Genomic DNA, 19,062 nt, shown 5'->3' with positions numbered 1-19,062 from the left:
TGAATGAAGCTGAACAGGCTGGGGTGGAAGTTGCCATAGCGAATGGAAGCGCCGATAAGCACCTTCTTGAACTTGCTGAGGTTGCACATGGGCAGGCTGTGCAGATCCTGCATCACCACCTCGCATCCCTCGATCTCAGCCAGCATGGCATCGACGATTTTTCGCGTTTGCCCGTCACGGGAAGAATAAAGCACCAAAATCTTGTCCATACCAACCTCAACTACGCCAGAATGCAGGGGTAAACAGTACCAGAAGCGTAAAGATTTCCAATCGACCAAACAACATGGCGACCACCAGTATCCATTGGGCCGTTGCCGAGATATTGCCGAAGTTGGCCGACACCTCCCCCAGCCCCGGCCCCACGTTGGTAAACGCGGCCGCCACGGCAGAGAAGGCGGTCACCTCGTTCAAGCCGGTCATCAGCAACAACAGCATAAAGATGAAGAACAGAATGATATAGGTGGCAAAGTAGCCCCAGACGGCCTCCACAATCCGCTCAGGCACGGCGCGACGGCCCAGCTTGAGGGTATAGATGGCGCGTGGATGCACCAGTCGCTTCAGCTCGCGCATCCCCTGCAGGAACAGGATCATGAAACGCATCACCTTGATGCCGCCACCGGTACTGCCGGCGCAGCAGCCGATGAAGGCGGAGAACATCAGCAACATGGGTAGAAAAGAGGGCCAATCCGCATAACTGGTGGTGCTGTAACCGGTAGTCGTGCCCAGCGACACCGCCTGGAACAGGCCGTGGTTGAGCGCATCTTGCCAGGTGTCGTAGTGGCCGTGGAACAACAGGGAGACGAAGCAGATCAGTACCAGTACACACTGGATGCTCAGGAACACCTTGAGCTCGGAGTCCCGCAGATAACTGCTCAGGCGCACCGGCTTGTGGGCGAACACCATGAAGTGCAGGGCAAAGTTCACGCTCGCCAGCAATAGAAACAGCACTGTGATCAAGTTGATGGCCGGGCTGTTGAAGAAACCTATGCTGGCATCGTGAGTCGAGAAGCCCCCCACAGACATGGTGGAGAAGGAGTGACAGATGGCATCGAACAGGGTCATGCCCGCCATCCAGTACGCCAGGGCGCAGAGGGAGGTGAGCAGCAGATAGATGAACCAGAGCGCCTTGGCCGTCTCGGCGATACGCGGGGTGACCTTGTTGTCCTTGACCGGCCCCGGAATTTCGGCGCGATAGAGCTGCATGCCCCCGATGCCGAGCAGCGGCAGTATGGCCACCGCCAGCACAATGATCCCCATGCCCCCCAGCCACTGCAGCAGCTGGCGATAGAACAGAAACGCCTTGGGCAGGTTGTCCAGCCCGGTAAGCACGGTCGCCCCCGTGGTGGTCAGACCGGAAAACGACTCGAAGAAGGCCTCGGACACCGTCATGCCGGGCACCTCCCCCAGCAGGAACGGCAAGGCCCCGACGCTGCCCAGTACCACCCAGAACAGCACGACGATGAGGAAGCCCTCCTTGGACCTGAGGTCCTTCTTCTGATGACGGTTGGGAAACCAGAGTGCGGCGCCGAGCAGCAGAGCGATGAAGAAGGAGTTGACGAACTCGGCACCACCACCATCACGATAGCCAAATGCAACCATCGCAGGCAGCAGCATGGTCGAACTGAACAGTGCGACCAGCAGGCCAACGATACGAATGATGCTCAGAATCTGCATTCCGGCTCCCTCTTCAGACCAAAAGAGCGATGGATTCTAGCCATCTAAGGGACGAAGGGATACCCGACCCTGGGTTCGGTCGGTCAATTCCTGTGCGATTCGGGCCCAGAGCGCGGACTCCCACGCCACCTGCAGGGTGACGCTGGCGCCATAGTCGGCCGTCAGCAACTGGCCCTGATAAGCCTGGATCAGGGCCTCTACGGCCCCCATGTCGACATAGTCGCACTGGATGAGAGAGGTGGTCTGTTGGCGCTTGATGTGGGTCTCGAGCTGCTTGAGTGCCGCCCCCACGCCACCGCCGTAGGCCTTGACCAGACCGCCGGTGCCTAGCAGCACGCCACCGTAATAGCGCACCACCACGGCGGCGACCTCGCCGAGACCCGACCCCATCAGCTGGGCCAGCATGGGCTTGCCGGCGGTGCCAGAGGGCTCACCATCATCGCTGAAGCCATAGACCTGACTGTCCTGCGGGGCACCTGCGACGAAGGCCCAGCAGTGATGCCGGGCCCCGGGATGTTGTTGCTTTATATCACCAATCCAGGCCTTGGCGGCCTCGACGGTCGGCGTGTGGGCAAGGTAAGTGATGAAACGGCTCTTCTTGATCTCTTCACTCACCTCCAGCGATGCGGCCGGTATGGAATAGTCCGCCGCCATCAGAGCCCTGCTTGTCTGGTCAGGTTCTCCACCCCGTTGGCATGCAGCACCACGTTGTCTTCGATGCGGATGCCGCCATAGGGGCGCAGTGCCTCGACCTTGTTCCAGTTGACACGCTTGCCCTGCTCGCCCTGGCGCAGCGGCTCCAGCAGGCTGTCGATGAAGTAGAGGCCCGGCTCTATGGTGAACACCTGGCCCACCTCCATCACCCGGGTGCAACGCAGATAGGGGAACTGCTCGGGGGCCGACAGGTGGGTGCCGCGCTCATCCTGCATGAAGCCGCCGGCATCGTGTACCTGCAGGCCGAGGAAGTGGCCGAGGCCGTGCGGGAAGAAGACGTTGGTCACCCCGGTGTGGATCATCTCGTCCACCGACATGTCCACCAGCTCGGTAGCTTGCAGCAGGCGCGCCAGCCTGTGGTGCATCTGCAGATGCAGCTCGCTGTAACGGCGGCCCGGCTTGATCTCCTCGATGATCTCCTGCTGCTGGGCATCCAGCGCCGCGATCAGATCGGCAAACTCGCCGCGCCGCCAGGCCCAGGTCCGGGTGATGTCGGAGGCATAGCCGTGCACGTCCACGCCGGCGTCGATGAGGAAGGAGTAGCGCTCCGCATCGGGCACCCGCAGGGTGGAGAGATGGGTGTAGTGCAGGATGGCCGCATTGCGGTTGATGGCGACGATATTGCCGTAGGGCGCCTCATTGGCCCCCTGCCCGACCGCCTTCATGTAGGCCAGGTTGATCTCGAACTCGCTCGCCCCCGCCATGAAGGAGTCCTTGGCCGCAATGTGGCCGCGTACCCCGATGCGGTTGGCATCGCGCAGACACTCCAGCTCATAGGGGGTCTTGTAGGCACGGTGGTAGTGCAGATAGTTGAGGACCGCCTCCGGATTGGGCTGGCCCAGCCCCAGCAGCTCGGCCACCTCCAGATGGCCACCCAGATAGGCCCACTCCTGCCTGTTGGCCGGCAGATGATCGGCAACCTGCTCCGGACGGGTCAGGAAGCGGATATCGAAGAAGTCGACCCAGAAGGCGTTGGGCAGGTCCGCTACCTTGTGCCAGAAATCCACCGGCCGGTAGAACAGCAGCACCGGTTTGTTCACCCCGTCCACCAGCAACCAGCAGTGGGGATTGTCCAGCACCGGCAACCAGGCCTTGAACTGGGGGTTCACCTTGAAGGGGTAATCCTGATCATCGAGGAAGATGCGGTGAGTCTGGCCGGAGTGGATGGCCAGACCGCCCAGTCCCTGCTGTTGCAGTATGTCGCGGGTGCGCTGCTGCAAGGTGTCGAGGTGCTGGGCAAAAAGTTGGCTGTAGCTGCTCATGGCGTCCTGCTCCGGGAGAAATGTGGTTTCAGCATAACATCAAGCGAATCAAGGCTCGAACCGTCAAGCTATCGCTTCGTGAGGTAACGCATACGTTACAAGGCTTTTGTTATGAAACAAAAACCAACCATTAACAAATAAAAAACAATTCAATACACTGCCGGTAGATACATGCAGTCAGGGACTACTCATGCACAACCTTTGCCTGTGGCAACCGGATCAGGAGCGGATTCAGCAATCCAACCTCCAGCACTTCATGGCCGAGGTCAACCGCTTCCACGGCCTGCAGCTGCACAGCTACGCCCAGCTCTACCAGTGGTCGGTGGAGAAGACAACCCGTTTCTGGCCGCTGGTGTGGCAGCACTGCGGCGTCAAGGGAGAGCTCGGCAACATAGTGGCGGAGAACCGCCAGGAGATGCAGCGCACCCGCTGGTTCCCCGACAGCCGGCTTAACTTCGCCGAAAACCTGCTGCGCCGCCAGGATGACACGCCGGCCATCATCTCCCGCATCGAAGGGGGCCCCAGCCAGACCCGGAGCTGGCGCGAACTGGCGGATCAGGTGGCCAGGCTGGCCCAGTGGTTGCGCAGCCAGGGCATCGGCCGGGGCGATGTGGTGGCAGCCTATCTGCCCAATATTCCGGAGACCGTGGTGGCCATGCTGGCGACCACCAGTCTGGGGGCAATCTGGACCTCCACCAGCCCCGATTTCGGCGAAGCCAGCGTGGTGGAGCGCTTCGGCCAGACCCTGCCGCGGGTGCTGTTTGCGGTGGATGGCTATCGCTACAACGGCAAGGCCATCGACATTCAGGACAAGGTGGCGGAGGTCGTCGGCCAGATCGACAGCATAGAGCAGACGGTCATGATCCCCCTGCTGGACCACCCCCTGCAGCTGGGTCACGACTGGCGTCAGATCCTGGCCGACCAGCCGGATGCCGCCCTGCAGTTCGAGCCCATGGCCTTCAACGACCCGCTCTACATCCTCTATTCGTCCGGCACCACCGGCAAGCCCAAGTGCATCGTGCACGGCATCGGCGGCACCCTGCTGCAGCATCTCAAAGAGCACCAGCTGCACTGCGACATCAAGCCGGGGGAGCGTATCTTCTACTTCACCACCTGCGGCTGGATGATGTGGAACTGGCTGGTGAGCGCGCTCGCCTCCGGCGCCACCCTGGTGCTCTACGACGGCTCCCCCTTCTACCCGGACGGCAACGTGCTGTGGGATCTGGCCCGCGATGAAGAGGTCGCCCTGTTCGGCACCTCGGCCAAATACCTGGATGCGCTGCACAAGCAGGGCTATGCCCCTATCAAGACCCACGACTTGCCGCACCTGCGGCTCATCTGCAGCACCGGCTCCGTGCTCTCTCCCGAAGGGTTCGACTACGTCTATCAGCAGATCAAGCGGGATGTGCAGCTCAGCTCCATCTCAGGTGGCACCGACATCTGCTCCTGCTTCGTCATCGGCAACCCGCTCAGCCCCGTCTACCGCGGCGAGAGTCAGGGGCGCGGCCTCGGCCTCGCGGTGCAGGTATTCAACGAAGCAGGCCAGCCGGTACAGGGTGAAAAGGGTGAACTGGTCTGCACCAAGCCGTTCCCGGCCCAGCCCATCGGCTTCTGGGGGGACGACAGCGGTAACAAGTACCACGCCGCCTATTTCGAGCGGTTCGACAACATCTGGTGCCACGGCGACTGGATCGAGCTGACCCCGACCGGTGGCATCCTGTTCTACGGTCGCTCCGACGCCACCCTCAACCCGGGGGGCGTGCGCATCGGCACCAGCGAGATCTACCGCTACGTCGAGCAACTGGAGGAAGTAGAAGAGAGCATCGTCATCGGCCAGCAGTGGCAGCAAGACGAGCGGGTGGTGCTGTTCGTCAAGCTCAAGCCTGGTCTCAAGCTAGATGAAGCGCTGCGCGAGCGCATCCGCCAGCAGGTGCGCCAGCACTGCACCGCCCGCCACGTGCCCGCCCGCATCCTGCAGGTAGACGCCATTCCGCGCACCAAGTCCGGCAAGATAGTGGAGCTGGCGGTGCGGGAAGTGGTGCACAATCGGCCCGTCAACAACACCCACGCCCTCGCCGATCCCGAGGTGCTGAGCCAGTATCGCGACCGGCCCGAGCTGGCCAGCTGAGGCCACACAAGGTTAATAAAGGCGTCATCAGACGCCTTTATTTTGATTGTTAATCTGAGGCGAGCTTTTACTCGACATCTGTTAAACAAATGTTTTAAATAGGTGTTGAAATTGTCTTCTTTTGGATCAATAGTGAGCCTCGCCCCCTGCTGGGGATAAAGGAGCACCACCCCCCACCATGTGGGAACAAGGAGACACTCTCATGATCTACCAAGGCGAAACCCTGACGGTCAGCTACCTCGAAGACGGCATTGCCGAGCTGAGGTTCGATGCTCCGGGTTCAGTCAACAAGCTGGATCGCGCTACCCTGCTCTCCCTGAGCGAAGCGATCGCCGCATTACAACAAGAACGTGAACTAAAAGGTCTGATCCTCACCTCCGGCAAAGACGCCTTCATCGTCGGCGCCGACATCACCGAATTCCTGGAACTGTTCGATCTGCCGCAGGAAGATCTGCTCGGCTGGCTGAAAAAGGCCAACGACATCTTCAACGCCATCGAAGATCTGCCGGTGCCGACCCTCTCCGCCATCAAGGGCCACGCCCTGGGCGGCGGCTGCGAGACCATTCTCTCCACCGACTTCCGGCTGGCCGACACCACGGCCAAGATCGGTCTGCCCGAGACCAAACTCGGCATCATGCCGGGCTTTGGCGGCACCGTCCGTCTGCCGCGGGTGATCGGCGCCGACAACGCGCTGGAGTGGATCACCACCGGCAAGGATTACCGTGCCGATGACGCCCTCAAGGTGGGTGCTATCGATGCCGTGGTCGCCCCGGATGCGCTGCACAGCGCCGCCGTGCAGATGATCAAGGACGCGATCAAGGGCAAGCTGGACTGGCAGAGCCGCCGCGCCGCCAAGAAGGCCCCTCTGCGTCTCTCCAAACTGGAAGCCATGATGAGCTTCACCACCGCCGCCGGCATGGTTGCCGCCGTGGCGGGCAAACACTATCCGGCACCCATGGCCGCCGTGAAGACGGTGGAAGCCGCCGCCGGCATGGGTCGTGATGAAGCGCTGGCCGCCGAAGCCGCCACCTTCATCAAGCTGGCGAAAACCGACGTGGCCAAGGCGCTGGTCGGCATCTTCCTCAACGATCAGCACATCAAGGCGCTGGCCAAGAAGGCCGCCAAGCAGGCAAACAAGGCCACCGGCCATGCCGCCGTACTGGGTGCCGGCATCATGGGGGGCGGCATCGCCTACCAGTCCGCCAGCAAGGGCATCCCGGCGGTGATGAAGGACATCAACGAGAAGGCGCTGGCACTTGGCATGGGCGAAGCCACCAAGCTGCTCAACGGCCAGCTCGAGCGCGGTCGCATCGACGGCATCAAGATGGGCCAGGTGCTCTCCGCCATCACCCCGACCCTCAGCTATGACAACGTCAAGCATGTGGACGTGGTGGTCGAGGCCGTGGTCGAGAACCCGAAAGTGAAGGCGGCCGTGCTGAGTGAAGTGGAAGGCGTGATCGGCGAAGACGCCGTGCTCGCCAGCAACACCTCCACCATCCCCATCTCCCTGCTGGCCAAGAGCCTGAAACGCCCCGAGAACTTCTGCGGCATGCACTTCTTCAACCCGGTGCACCGCATGCCCCTGGTGGAGATCATCCGCGGCGAGCAAACCTCGGACGACACCATCAACCGCGTGGTGGCCTACGCCGCCGCCATGGGCAAGTCCCCGGTGGTGGTCAACGACTGCCCGGGCTTCTTCGTCAACCGCGTGCTGTTCCCCTACTTCTTCGGCTTCAACAAGCTGGTCGCCGATGGCGCCGACTTCGCCGCCGTCGACAAGGTGATGGAGAAGGAGTTTGGCTGGCCCATGGGCCCCGCCTACCTGCTGGACGTGGTCGGCATCGACACCGGCCACCATGCCGGTGACGTGATGGCGCAGGGCTTCCCGGCGCGCATGAGCAAGGAAGGCCGCACCGCCATCGACGTGATGTACGAGGCGAGCCGCTTCGGTCAGAAGAATGGCAAGGGCTTCTACGCCTACGAGGCCGACAAGAAGGGCAAGCCGAAGAAGGTGGCCGATGCCGCCAGCTACGAGCTGCTGGCCCCGATTGCCAAGCCGAAACAGGATTTCGACAAGGACGCCATCATCGCCCGCATGATGATCCCGATGATCAACGAGGTGGTGCTCTGTCTGGAAGAGGGCATAGTCGCCACCCCAGCCGAAGCCGACATCGCGCTGGTCTACGGTCTGGGCTTCCCTCCCTTCCGCGGCGGCGTGTTCCGCTATCTGGACACTATCGGTCTGGATCGCTATGTCGCCATGGCCGACCAGTATGCCGACCTGGGCCCGCTCTACCGCGTCAGCGACAAGCTGCGTGAGATGGCCGCCCAGGGCAAAACCTTCTACTGATTGCGGAAAGGAGATCCATTCATGAAAGACGTAGTCATTGTCGACTGTATCCGGACCCCGATGGGCCGGTCCAAGGGCGGCGCCTTCCGCAACGTGCGTGCAGAAGACTTGTCCGCGCACCTGATGAAATCCATCCTGCTGCGCAACCCCAACCTCGACCCGAACGAGATCGAGGACATCTACTGGGGCTGCGTGCAGCAGACCCTGGAGCAGGGCTTCAACATCGCCCGCAACGCCGCCCTGCTGGCCGGCATCCCGAAACAGGTGGGGGCGGTCACCGTCAACCGGCTGTGCGGATCCTCCATGCAGGCGCTGCACGACGCCTCCCGCGCCATCCAGGTGGGTGACGGCGACATCTTCATCATCGGCGGCGTCGAGCACATGGGCCACGTGCCCATGAGCCACGGGGTGGACTTCCACCCCGGCATGGCCAAGTCCGTGGCGAAAGCCTCCGGCATGATGGGGCTGACCGCCGAGATGCTCGGCAAGCTGCACGGCATCAGCCGTCAGCAGCAGGACGAGTTTGCCGCCCGCTCCCATCGCCGCGCTCACGCCGCCACCGTGGAAGGGCGTTTTGCCAAGGAGATCGTCGGGCTGGAAGGGCACGACGCCAGCGGCGCCCGCTTCTTCTACGACTACGACGAGGTGATCCGCCCCGAGACCACGGTCGACACCCTGAGCCAGCTGCGCCCGGTGTTCGACCCGGTCAACGGCACCGTCACCGCCGGCACCTCTTCGGCCCTGTCCGATGGCGCCGCCGCCATGCTGGTGATGAGTGCGGACCGCGCCAAGGCGCTCGGTCTAACCCCGCGCGCCAAGGTACGTGCCATGGCCATCGCCGGCTGCGACGCCGCCATCATGGGTTACGGCCCGGTGCCGGCCACCCAGAAGGCGCTCAAGCGCGCCGGCCTGACCGTCGGTGACATCGATCTGTTCGAGTTGAACGAGGCGTTTGCCGCCCAATCCCTCCCCTGCGTGAAAGATCTGGGTCTGCAAGACGTGGTGGACGAGAAGGTCAACCTGAACGGCGGCGCCATCGCCCTGGGTCACCCGCTCGGCTGCTCCGGCGCCCGCATCTCCACCACCCTGATCAATCTGATGGAAGAGAAGGACGCGACCCTGGGCGTGGCCACCATGTGCATCGGCCTGGGTCAGGGCATCGCCACCGTGTTCGAGCGAGTGTAAGTCTATCCCCCGGACTGGTACGCCGGTCCGGGCAGTACCCCGCCAGGGGCCGAATTTTACAATATGGGCCCGCTTCTGCTTCCCGGCGAAGCGGCCCGTATCGCAGGTTTTGGGGCCGGTCAGACTGCCCCGTCATCGAGTCTGTGGAGTGCGCCACACGGGGTGCACTTCTGTCGTCAGCATCTGCGTCTTGGCCGGCCCGTTTGGGTCGGCCTTTTTTATTTGCACGGCAGGATATGGGAGGATATTGCCCATAACCTCACATTAGATGGGGGGCTTGCTTGCTTTTTGCTCCCCCGACAGGTTCAATCTGCACAAAAAAATGGGTGGATGCACATACATATGTCAACGAGCAAACAACTGCTGATCGTCGACGACGACCAAGAGATCCGCGAGCTGCTCAATGAATACCTGACCAGGGCTGGCTTCGAGGTATTGACCGCAGCGGAGGGCAACGAGATGCGCCAGCAGCTCGCCCAGCACAGCCCGGACCTCATCATTCTCGATATCATGATGCCTGGCGACGACGGTTTTACCCTCTGCCAGCAGATCCGTCGCGACTCTCAGGTTCCCATCATCATGCTGACCGCCGCTTCCGACGAGGCGGATCGGGTGATCGGGCTGGAACTCGGTGCCGACGACTACATCGCCAAGCCGTTCAGCCCGCGCGAGCTACAGGCCCGCATCAAGGCGCTGCTGCGCCGCGCCGAATTTCGCCAGCCGGAGAAAGAGAAGGAGCCGAGCCGTCGGCTGCGCTTCGCCGAGTGGACCCTGGATACCCTGAGCCACCAGCTGACTCACGAAGATGGCAGCCTGCTGGATCTCTCCGGCAGCGATGCCATGCTGCTCGGCATGTTCCTGCAGCAGCCCGGCGTGGTGCTGGACCGGGATACCATCTCGGACGCCACTCGCGGTCGCGAGAGCCTGCCGATGGAGCGCGGCATCGACGTACAGATCAGCCGACTGCGCCAGAAGCTGGGTGACAACGGCAAGAGCCCGCGCATCATCAAGACCATTCGCGGCAGCGGCTACATGCTGATCGCCGAGGTGCACGAGATCCCATGATGGCCCGGCAAGGTAGCGACGGCATGCTGATCGACACAAGGCGAGAGATCCCATGAATAGCAGGTGGTTCTGGCGGGTCTTGGTACCCCGCTCCCTGCTGTCGCGGATGCTGCTGCTGTTGCTGCTGGCGATCCTGCTCTCCCAGACCATTCTCACCGGCATCTGGATGCAGCAGATCCAGAAGCGGGAGCTGGAGGGCATGCTCAGCACCACCCGCAACCTGGCGCTGTCGGCCGCCTCCACCGTCAACTTCTTCAAATCCTTGCCGCTGCAGTATCGCCACATCGCGCTGGACCAGCTGCGCAACATGGGCGGCAGCCGCTTCTTCGTCTCCCTGAACGAAGAGGAGATCCACATCAGCGCCATCCCCGACAGCGAGCGCAAGACGCTGGTGCTCAAGGAGGTGCAGGGGGTACTGACTCGCAAGCTCTCCGACGCCATGGCGATCAAGGTGGACTTCTCGCGGCCAGAGGATCTGCACGTCTTCAACAACGACACCCTGCTGGCGGATCTGCCCTCCTCCTGGGCCCGCTATACCCTGTCGCTGGAGCCGCTCAACCCGCCGGTACTGGTGACCCAGATCGAGATAGAGCCGGGGGAATGGCTCTATCTGGCGGCCCTGTTGCCCGCCCCCTACATGACGCTGGATGACACCGTCATGCCCAGCAACCAGGTGCGCTTCATCGCCCTGATGACGGTGTTCCTCTGCTTCTTCACCTTCCTGCTGGTGCGCTGGCAGACCCGGCCACTGCGTCGGCTGGCCAAGGCGGCAGTCAACCTCGGCAAGGACATCGACCAGCCCTCTCTCAAGGAAGAGGGAGCCTCCGAGATAGTGGCGGCCACCCGCGCCTTCAACATCATGCAGCACCGCATCCGCCGCTATATCGACGATAGAGAGCGGCTGTTCAGCTCCATTTCCCACGACCTCAAGACTCCCATCACCCGGCTGCGGCTGCGGGTCGAGCTGCTCGACGACGAGCAGCAGATCGCCAAGTTCAACAAGGATCTGGACGAGCTGGAGCTGATGGTGAAGGGGGCGCTGCAGACGGTGAAGGACACCGACATCCACGAGAACATCGAGCAGCTCGACATCGACGCCATGCTGGAACAGATGGCGGAGGCCATGAACCTGCACGACGAGCGGCTGACCATCGAAGGCCACTGCAAGCAGCCCTACCGCGGCAAACCGCTGGCCCTCAAGCGCTGCATCGGCAACCTGGTGGACAACGGCATCAAATACGGCCAGAAGGTGCGCATCATCATCATGGACGACGAAGAGATGCTGATCCTGTTCATCATGGACGAGGGCCCCGGCTTGCCGGAAGATCAGTTCGAACGCATCTTCGAGCCCTACTACCGGCTCAGCACGGATCTGGCCGGCACCGGCCTGGGTCTGGGCATTGCCCGCAACATAGCCCACGCCCACGGCGGCGATCTGGTGCTGGAAAATCGTCCGCAGGGCGGCCTGCAGGCCACCCTCTCCCTACCAAGGCAGTAACCTTATGAAGTGGTTGTCTTTTTCTGTCATCGCCCTGTTGTCTCTGCCGATCGAGGCCTCCCAGGTGGAGGTGCTGCACTGGTGGACGTCCGGCGGCGAGGCCAAGGCGGTGGAGGTGCTCAAGTCAGAATGGACAGAGCAGGGCAACCAGTGGAACGACTTCGCGGTGCAAGGGGGAGGCGGCAAGAGCGCCATGACGGTGCTGAAAAGTCGGGCGCTGGCGGCCAACCCGCCGGAGGCTGCCCACCTCAAGGGGTTCGAGTTGCGGGAGTGGGCCGGACTCGGCTTCCTGCGCGATCTCAGCCCCATGGCCGAGCACCTCGGCTGGTACCCCCAGCTGCCACCCATGGTGCGGGAGACCCTCAGCCAGAACGGCGCCCTGATGGCGGTACCCACCGGCATCCACAGAGTCAACTGGCTGTGGCTCAACCGCAAGATCTTCGAGCGCAACAAGTTGACCCCGCCCACCAGCTGGGCTCAGTTCGTGACCGTGGCCGACCGGCTCAAGGAGAAAGGGATCACCCCGCTCGCCATCGGCAACGAACCCTGGCAGCTGGCGGTGCTGTTCGAAACGGTGGCGCTCGGCGAAGGCGGCAAAGCGTTCTACCGCAAGGCGTTCGTGGAACAGGACAGCGCCACCCTGACCGGTCCCGACATGGTGCGGGTGCTGACCCGCTTCCAGCAGTTGCGCGGCTATGTGCCGGAGAAATACGCCGGCCTGAAGTGGCACCAGGCCACCAACCTGCTGGAGAGCGGCGGCGCCGCCATGCAGGTGATGGGGGACTGGGTAAAGGGCGAGCTGAGCGCCGGCAACTATCGGCCCGGCGAGGATATCGAGTGCCTGCCGAGCCCCGGCAGCCAGGGGCTGTTCAGCTACAACCTCGACTCCATCGCCATGTTCAAGCAGCGGGATCCCGCCCAGCTGCAGGCCCAGGGCGAACTGGCCCAGCTGCTGATGACGCCGCGCTTCCAGCAGGAGTTCAACCGGGTGAAGGGTTCGATCCCGGCGCTGGTCAAACCGGACATGAGCAAGTTCGACCGCTGCGCCGTGCGCTCCTACCAGGATTTCCTGCAGGCGGAGCGAGAGGGCAACCTGCTGCCCAGCATGGCCGAGGGGATGGCGACGCCGACCAACATGCGCCAGGCGATCATGGATGTGCTGAGCAACTTCTTCAACGACCCCAGAGCCAACCCGCAGCTGACCGCCCTGCATCTGGAGCGGGCCATGCGCTCGACCCGCTGACGCTTTTCCCTGCGGCCAGAAACGACAAAGGCGGATGAGATATCCGCCTTTGTCATCGTGAGAGTCTTGGGGTCAGGATTGATCGTTTTCGTCCTCATCCTCGTCGTAGTAATCGCTGAGCTCGATCCAGAGCCCCAGTCCGATCATCACCATGGAACCGAACCAGGTGCCGGTGTTACCGATCGGGCTGCCCATCACTATCATGGCGAAAGACAAGAACCCCATGCCTGCGTAGGCTTGTAATCTGCCGTAGGAGACCTGCATATTCACACCTCCTTGTTGAATATGGTTCAATTTTTATATTACTCATACGGCGGGGTGTGGGTAGGGCCGGATAACACTTTGGTTACATATGCTGTTGACAGCCCAGGTCGTTTGATTATTTTTTCGCCGTGAGTATCATTGGCAGCTGATTTGGTTGAAGGTTGATTATTGATGAGTGCTTTATTCTGCGACGCGACTCACGAGTTGGACGCAATCGGGCTTCGTTGTCCCGAACCTGTCATGATGGTGCGTAAAAAAGTGCGGCTGATGGCTGACGGGGAGACCCTGCTGGTCAGTGCCGACGATCCCTCAACCACCCGCGACATTCCCAGTTTCTGCCGCTTCATGGATCACACCCTGGTCGCCAGCGAGACAGAGCAGGCCCCTTACCGCTATCTGATCCGCAAGGGTCAATGAGCCACACTACCGGAGCAATCCATGCCAGCTATTACCCGAATCGGCACCACCCAGCGTTGGTCTGACGTGGTCATTCACAACGGTACCCTCTACGTGGTGGAAGTGCCCGCCACCGACACCGCCGATATTCACCAGCAGACCCGCGAAGTGCTGACCAGCCTGCAGCGCCTGCTGGAAGCCAATGGCTCCGGCGTCGACAAGATCCTGATGGCCAACATCTATCTCAAGGACATTGCAGACATCGCCGCCTTCAACGAGCAGTGGGATGCCTGGATTCCGGCGGGTACCGCACCGGTGAGAGCCTGTGTACAAGCCCGTCTGGCCCACGAAGGCTACAAGGTAGAAGTGCAGCTGACTGCGGCAGTCTAAGAGGCAATTATCCCCCTCATCCCCGCCCCTTCTCCCGCAAGGGGAGAAGGGGGTAAAAAACAAGGCGTCATTGCTCGCAACGGCCCAATAAAAAGGCCCCGCCATCGCTGGCGGGGCCTTTTTTATGGCTGCGAACCGGGCCGCTTAGGCGGTCGGGGTCAGGGTGATGGTCACCCGACGGTTCTGGGCCTTGCCTTCGGCTGTGCTGTTGGTGGCGACCGGCTGATCCGGGCCCACGCCGCTGGTAGCGATGCGGCTGCCGATCACACCCTGGCCGATCAGCTGGGCGGCGACGGCATCGGCGCGCTGGGCGGAGAGCTTCATGTTCAGCTCGCGGGAGCCGGTGCTGTCGGTGTGACCAACCACGTTCAGGCGGGTCTTGTCGAACTCGGCGACCACCATGGCCACGCCGGACAGGGTGTTGGCACCGGCGGCCTTCAGCTGGGCGCTGGAGCTGTCGAAGGTGACGTTGTTCGGCATGTTGAGGATCAGCTGATCACCGTTGCGGGTCACGCTGACGCCGGTGCCTTGCAGCTTCTCGCGCAGCTTGGCTTCCTGCACGTCCATGTAGTAGCCGATACCACCACCCAAGGCGGCACCGGCGGCCACGCCGGTCAGGATCCCCTTCTTGCGGTCACCCTTGCTGGAGGAGAGCGCACCCACGGCGGCACCCGCAGCGGCGCCCGCCAGTGCGCCCCAGGCGCCCTTGGAGGTTTGGGACTCGCCGGTATAGGGGTTGGTGGTACAGCCGCTCAGGGCGACGGCCAGAGCAACGGCGGGAACGATTGTCTTGAAATGCATGAAAAACCTCTAAAAAAACCGACTCAAATCCAAAGAGGGCGCATTCTACCCCAGAGGTGTGCCAAGGTGTGACGTTATCAGCGTCACGCCCCTCTCTGCCCACGTCCCAGTATCCGCAGGCTGGCTGGATGCCGCCTGAACCGGCAGCCGGAACCAGGCCACCCCCCCCCCTGACCTATCCCCTTGTTCAACGGACCAAATACGTCTCCATTGGCTACTATTGAATGCACCATCAATAGTGCTCAGGGGTCTCTCATGTCCGCACTGCTTCGCAACGTCTCTATCCGGCACCTGCTGTTGAGTGCCAGCCTCATCATTCTGCTCACCATGGTGCTGGGCGGGCTCTGGCGCAGCAGCCTGACCGCCCGCCTCGGTGAGCTGCCCAACCAGCTCATCCTCAGCGCCAACGAGCAGATCACCCTGCAGGAGCTGCGGTATCACACCACCCAGGTTCAGCAGTTCCTGACCGATGCCGCCGTCTCCGGCGAGATGGACTCCATCGGCGAGGCCGAGCAGCACGCCCAGGCGGCTCGCCAGCTGCTGGAGCGGCTGCCACAATTGCAGGCGCCACTCACCCCGCTGCTGACCCGTCAGCTGGAGATCGGCAAGCGGATGGTGGACATCTATCTGAAAGAGGGGCGCGAGGCTGGCAACCAGCTGATGAAGCAGCCGAACGAAGGCTTCGATGCCCTCACCGACAACATCGCCAGCCAGGTCGCGGCCGTGCTGGAACAGCAACAGCAAGGGTTCAAGCAGCGGGAACAGGATATCCGTGCCCAGAGCCAGACCCTGCAGCGTCAGGACATGCTGCAGCTGGCCGTCAGCCTGACCGTCATCCTGCTGATGTTGCTGCTCATCTACCGCAAGACCGTCGGCCCGCTGCAGCATCTGATGGGCCAGCTGGTCGAGCTGGCCAACCACAGCCACAACCTCACCTTCCGGCTGCACAGCCAGGGCAAGGACGAGTTCGCCTATCTGGCGGAAGTGTTCAACCGCTTCCTCGGCAATATCGACAACCTGATCGGCACGGTACAACTGGTGTCGCGCAAGACCCACGACAAGATGGCGCTGCTGATGGCCCACTCCGGCAGCACCCTCAGCAGCATGCAGCAGGCCCAGCAGAATACCGACATGCTGGCGACCGCCATCAACGAGATGACCGCCACCGTCCACAACATCGAGCACAACACCGAGCAGGCCAGCCAGGACACCCTGCTGACCCAGCAGCAGGCCCACGACGGCCAGCGCCAGGTGAGCCAGACCATCACCCTGATCCGCCAGGTGGCCGACCACATTGAACAGTCCGCCGGGGAAGTCACCCAGCTGGATCAGGAGAGCACCCAGATCGGCAACATACTGCAGGTGATCCGCACCATCTCGGAACAGACCAATCTGCTGGCCCTCAACGCCGCCATCGAGGCGGCCCGGGCCGGCGAGCAGGGCCGCGGTTTCGCGGTGGTGGCCGACGAGGTGCGCCAGCTGGCGACCCGCACCCAGGCCGCCACCGTCGACATTCAGCAGCGTATCGAGGCGCTGCAGCACAACACCCGCCACGCGGTGACCACCATGCACACCACCCGCAACGTGAGCGAACAGGCGGTCAGCCAGGCGGCGGGCACCGGCGAGACCCTGACCGCCATCGTCGAGGCCATCACCCGGGTCAACGACATGAACGGCCACATCGCCACCGCCGCCGGCCAGCAGGCCCAGGTCACCGAAGAGACCAACCGCAATGTGATGGAGGTCGCCAGCATCGCCCGCGAATGCCTGGAGCTGGCGCGCCAGAGCCGCAGCCACACCCGGGACATGAACCAGGCCAACGAGGAGATCGGCCTCATCAGCGATCAGTTCGACGTCAGCAAGGCTGGCTCAGCCACCCAGGATCAGGATCTGCTGCACTGGAACGAGGCCTTCATGGTGCAGGTGCCCAGCATGGACAGCCAGCATCTTGGCCTGTTCGAGGCGATGAACCGGCTCTACCAGGCGGTGCTCGACAAGAGTCCGGCCCAGCTTCGCAAGCAGCGGCTCGACGAGCTGCTCAAGCTCGCCACCCGGCACTTCGCCGACGAGGAGCAGGTGATGGAGCAGGCGGGCTACCCCGAGTTGCGCCGCCACAAAGAGGAACACGCCCGGCTGCTGGCGGAGCTCGATACCCTGATGCAGCGCAACGGCCCGGACGACGAAGAGTTCAACATGGAGCTGCTGGTGTTTCTCAAGAACTGGCTGCTCAACCATATCTCCAAGGTCGACAAACAGTACTCGGGCTCCCTGCGCCAGGCCGGGATCGCCTGACGGCCCCATGACAGGCGCCATGCCGACATGCAGAAGGGAGGCATCAGCCTCCCTTCTCTATTTACCTTGCGCCCGGTTTATTGGCGCGCAGGGCCCTGCTGGCACTCGGCGTGGCAGGGGCAGGTCACCAGATGATCGTTCACCATTCCCACCGCCTGCATGAAGGCGTAGCAGATGGTGCTGCCGACGAAGGTGAAGCCACGTTTCTTGAGCGCCTTGGACATGGCATCCGACTCCGGCGAGGTCGCCGGAATGTCGCCGTTGCCCTGGCGCTGGTTGACGATGGGGGCGCCGCCCACGAAGCCCCACAGATAATCGACAAAGTCGACGCCTTCGGCCTCCAGCGCCAGATAGGCGCGGGCATTTTTGATGATCGACTGCACCTTGAGCCGGTTGCGGATGATGCCGGTGTCCTGCATCAGCCGCTCCACATCCTGCTCGTCGAACTGCGCGATGCGCAGCGGATCGAAGTCGGCATAGGCGCGATGGTAGCTCTCGGTGCGCTTCAGGATGGTGATCCACGACAGCCCCGCCTGCTGGCCGTCGAGGCAGAGCTTGGCAAACAGCTCGCGCGAATCATGGACCGGCCTGCCCCACTGTTTGTCATGGTATTCGATATATTCCGGGTCCTTGGTCACCCAGGCGCAACGCAACTCCATTCCCTCTCTCCTGTCATTTCATCCAATCCCCGGGGTCGATGCCAACCCGGGCGTGGGAGTGCCGACAACCCCTCCCGCCCAGGCCCGGCGCAGCGCCATCACATTAATCCGCTGTAATTTCGCCTATTATCCGACCATGCCAGACGGTATACTCCTTCGGTTCACATTCAGCAAATCTTGCTCTGATTTCATTTCGCGCGAAAAAAATTATGCAAAAATTCGATGTCAAAACCTTTCAGGGCCTGATCCTGCAGCTGCAGGACTATTGGTCCCGCCAGGGCTGTACCATCATTCAGCCGCTGGATATGGAAGTGGGTGCCGGTACTTCTCACCCCATGACCTGCCTGCGCGCCCTGGGCCCCGAGCCCATCGCCTGCGCCTACGTGCAACCGTCCCGCCGTCCGACTGACGGCCGCTACGGTGAAAACCCGAACCGCCTGCAGCACTATTACCAGTTCCAGGTGATCATCAAGCCTTCCCCCGACAACATTCAGGAACTCTATCTGGGCTCCCTGAAAGAGCTGGGCATGGATCCCGAGATCCACGACATCCGCTTCGTGGAAGACAACTGGGAAAACCCGACGCTGGGTGCCTGGGGCCTGGGTTGGGAAGTGTGGCTGAACGGCATGGAAGTGACCCAGTTCACCTACTTCCAGCAGGTTGGCGGCCTCGAGTGCAAGCCGGTGACCGGCGAGATCACCTACGGTCTCGAGCGTCTGGCCATGTACATTCAGGGCGTGGACAGCGTCTACGATCTGGTCTGGTCTGACGGCCCCCTGGGCAAGACCACCTACGGCGACGTGTTCCACCAGAACGAGGTGGAGCAATCCACCTACAACTTCGAACACGCCGATGTGGAGTTCCTGTTCCACTGCTTCGAGCAGTACGAGAAGGAAGCCCAGAATCTGCTGGCACTGGAAAAACCGCTGCCGCTGCCTGCCTACGAGCGCATCCTCAAAGCCGCTCACTCCTTCAACCTGCTGGATGCCCGCAAGGCCATCTCGGTCACCGAGCGTCAGCGCTATATCCTGCGCATTCGCACCCTGACCAAGGCCGTGGCAGAGGCATACTACGCCTCCCGCGAAGCGCTGGGCTTCCCTATGTGTCAGCGCAGTGAGAACAAGCAAGGTTAAGGAACGGA

At 62.3% G+C, this 19,062-nt stretch carries 17 protein-coding genes (1 of these 17 cut by a window edge); 10 read left to right on the top strand and 7 right to left on the bottom strand.

Features of this window, described 5'->3' with window-relative positions:
• The 4 genes in view from hemG to pepQ are tightly spaced (at most 36 nt apart) and all read right to left on the bottom strand, a layout consistent with a single transcriptional unit that may run on beyond the window.
• Window positions 1–209, bottom strand: partial view of a menaquinone-dependent protoporphyrinogen IX dehydrogenase gene (hemG, locus tag CK627_RS04470; RefSeq protein WP_024943017.1) — the 5' end (the start) only. The gene continues 316 nt to the left of window position 1, outside the view; only the first 209 of its 525 coding nucleotides appear in the window; it begins with the start codon at window positions 207–209; its stop codon lies beyond the left edge, outside the window.
• A 7-nt stretch (window positions 210–216) separates the two neighbouring features.
• Window positions 217–1,674 (bottom strand): TrkH family potassium uptake protein, encoded by a 1,458-nt coding sequence (locus CK627_RS04465; RefSeq protein ID WP_010635534.1) that lies wholly within the window; start codon window positions 1,672–1,674, stop codon window positions 217–219.
• 36 nt (window positions 1,675–1,710) lie between these two features.
• On the bottom strand, window positions 1,711–2,328 hold the full coding sequence (locus tag CK627_RS04460; RefSeq protein ID WP_095591766.1) for a YigZ family protein: 618 nt from the start codon (window positions 2,326–2,328) through the stop codon (window positions 1,711–1,713).
• Window positions 2,328–3,650 carry a Xaa-Pro dipeptidase gene (pepQ, locus tag CK627_RS04455; protein ID WP_017780605.1) on the bottom strand — a complete coding sequence of 441 codons (1,323 nt, stop codon included), beginning with the start codon at window positions 3,648–3,650 and terminating at the stop codon, window positions 2,328–2,330. The genes CK627_RS04460 and pepQ overlap by 1 nt, the downstream gene beginning before the upstream one ends.
• Before the next feature lie 190 nt (window positions 3,651–3,840).
• On the opposite strand from pepQ, the gene CK627_RS04450 reads away from it, so the two are divergent.
• The 6 genes from CK627_RS04450 to CK627_RS04425 all read left to right on the top strand — a co-directional run bounded on the left by CK627_RS04450 (window position 3,841) and on the right by CK627_RS04425 (window position 13,119).
• The gene (locus CK627_RS04450) at window positions 3,841–5,778 is read left to right on the top strand and encodes an acetoacetate--CoA ligase (protein WP_095591765.1); all 1,938 of its coding nucleotides are present in this window, start codon (window positions 3,841–3,843) and stop codon (window positions 5,776–5,778) included.
• A 202-nt stretch (window positions 5,779–5,980) separates the two neighbouring features.
• Window positions 5,981–8,128 carry a fatty acid oxidation complex subunit alpha FadB gene (gene fadB / locus CK627_RS04445; RefSeq protein WP_095591764.1) on the top strand — a complete coding sequence of 716 codons (2,148 nt, stop codon included), beginning with the start codon at window positions 5,981–5,983 and terminating at the stop codon, window positions 8,126–8,128.
• Between the two features lie 21 nt (window positions 8,129–8,149).
• Window positions 8,150–9,313 carry an acetyl-CoA C-acyltransferase FadA gene (gene fadA / locus CK627_RS04440; protein WP_017780602.1) on the top strand — a complete coding sequence of 388 codons (1,164 nt, stop codon included), beginning with the start codon at window positions 8,150–8,152 and terminating at the stop codon, window positions 9,311–9,313.
• A 342-nt stretch (window positions 9,314–9,655) separates the two neighbouring features.
• On the top strand, window positions 9,656–10,378 hold the full coding sequence (locus tag CK627_RS04435; RefSeq protein WP_010635539.1) for a response regulator: 723 nt from the start codon (window positions 9,656–9,658) through the stop codon (window positions 10,376–10,378).
• A 52-nt stretch (window positions 10,379–10,430) separates the two neighbouring features.
• Entirely contained in the window at window positions 10,431–11,876 is a 1,446-nt protein-coding gene (locus tag CK627_RS04430) for an ATP-binding protein (protein ID WP_005307426.1), read from the top strand.
• Between the two features lie 4 nt (window positions 11,877–11,880).
• Window positions 11,881–13,119, top strand: coding sequence for an ABC transporter substrate-binding protein (locus tag CK627_RS04425; protein WP_042051280.1), 1,239 nt, complete (start codon window positions 11,881–11,883; stop codon window positions 13,117–13,119).
• A 72-nt stretch (window positions 13,120–13,191) separates the two neighbouring features.
• Here the strand turns inward: CK627_RS04425 and CK627_RS04420 are convergent, their stop codons facing one another.
• On the bottom strand, window positions 13,192–13,383 hold the full coding sequence (locus tag CK627_RS04420; RefSeq protein ID WP_005307420.1) for a hypothetical protein: 192 nt from the start codon (window positions 13,381–13,383) through the stop codon (window positions 13,192–13,194).
• Window positions 13,384–13,554: 171 nt separating this feature from the next.
• On the opposite strand from CK627_RS04420, the gene tusA reads away from it, so the two are divergent.
• Together tusA and CK627_RS04410 are read left to right on the top strand one after the other, a co-directional pair.
• The gene (tusA, locus tag CK627_RS04415) at window positions 13,555–13,800 is read left to right on the top strand and encodes a sulfurtransferase TusA (RefSeq protein ID WP_005307416.1); all 246 of its coding nucleotides are present in this window, start codon (window positions 13,555–13,557) and stop codon (window positions 13,798–13,800) included.
• 21 nt (window positions 13,801–13,821) lie between these two features.
• Entirely contained in the window at window positions 13,822–14,169 is a 348-nt protein-coding gene (locus CK627_RS04410) for a RidA family protein (RefSeq protein ID WP_005307413.1), read from the top strand.
• 144 nt (window positions 14,170–14,313) lie between these two features.
• Here CK627_RS04410 and CK627_RS04405 read toward each other — a convergent pair whose 3' ends face one another.
• Window positions 14,314–14,970, bottom strand: coding sequence for an OmpA family lipoprotein (locus CK627_RS04405; RefSeq protein WP_017784678.1), 657 nt, complete (start codon window positions 14,968–14,970; stop codon window positions 14,314–14,316).
• A 255-nt stretch (window positions 14,971–15,225) separates the two neighbouring features.
• Between CK627_RS04405 and CK627_RS04400 the strand changes: the two genes are divergently transcribed.
• Window positions 15,226–17,262 (top strand): bacteriohemerythrin, encoded by a 2,037-nt coding sequence (locus tag CK627_RS04400; protein ID WP_017784677.1) that lies wholly within the window; start codon window positions 15,226–15,228, stop codon window positions 17,260–17,262.
• A 77-nt stretch (window positions 17,263–17,339) separates the two neighbouring features.
• Here CK627_RS04400 and CK627_RS04395 read toward each other — a convergent pair whose 3' ends face one another.
• Window positions 17,340–17,921: a DNA-3-methyladenine glycosylase I gene (locus tag CK627_RS04395; protein WP_017784676.1), complete on the bottom strand. Its 582-nt coding sequence runs from the start codon at window positions 17,919–17,921 to the stop codon at window positions 17,340–17,342.
• Between the two features lie 209 nt (window positions 17,922–18,130).
• Between CK627_RS04395 and glyQ the strand changes: the two genes are divergently transcribed.
• Window positions 18,131–19,054, top strand: a complete 924-nt coding sequence (glyQ, locus tag CK627_RS04390; protein WP_005339464.1) for a glycine--tRNA ligase subunit alpha — start codon at window positions 18,131–18,133, stop codon at window positions 19,052–19,054.
• Window positions 19,055–19,062 lie beyond the last annotated feature (8 nt).

It is taken from the genome of Aeromonas dhakensis, assembly GCF_002285935.1.
Classification (GTDB): domain Bacteria; phylum Pseudomonadota; class Gammaproteobacteria; order Enterobacterales; family Aeromonadaceae; genus Aeromonas; species Aeromonas dhakensis.
Note: the sequence above shows the minus strand (reverse complement) of the source record. Positions and strands in the feature narration are given on the sequence as shown.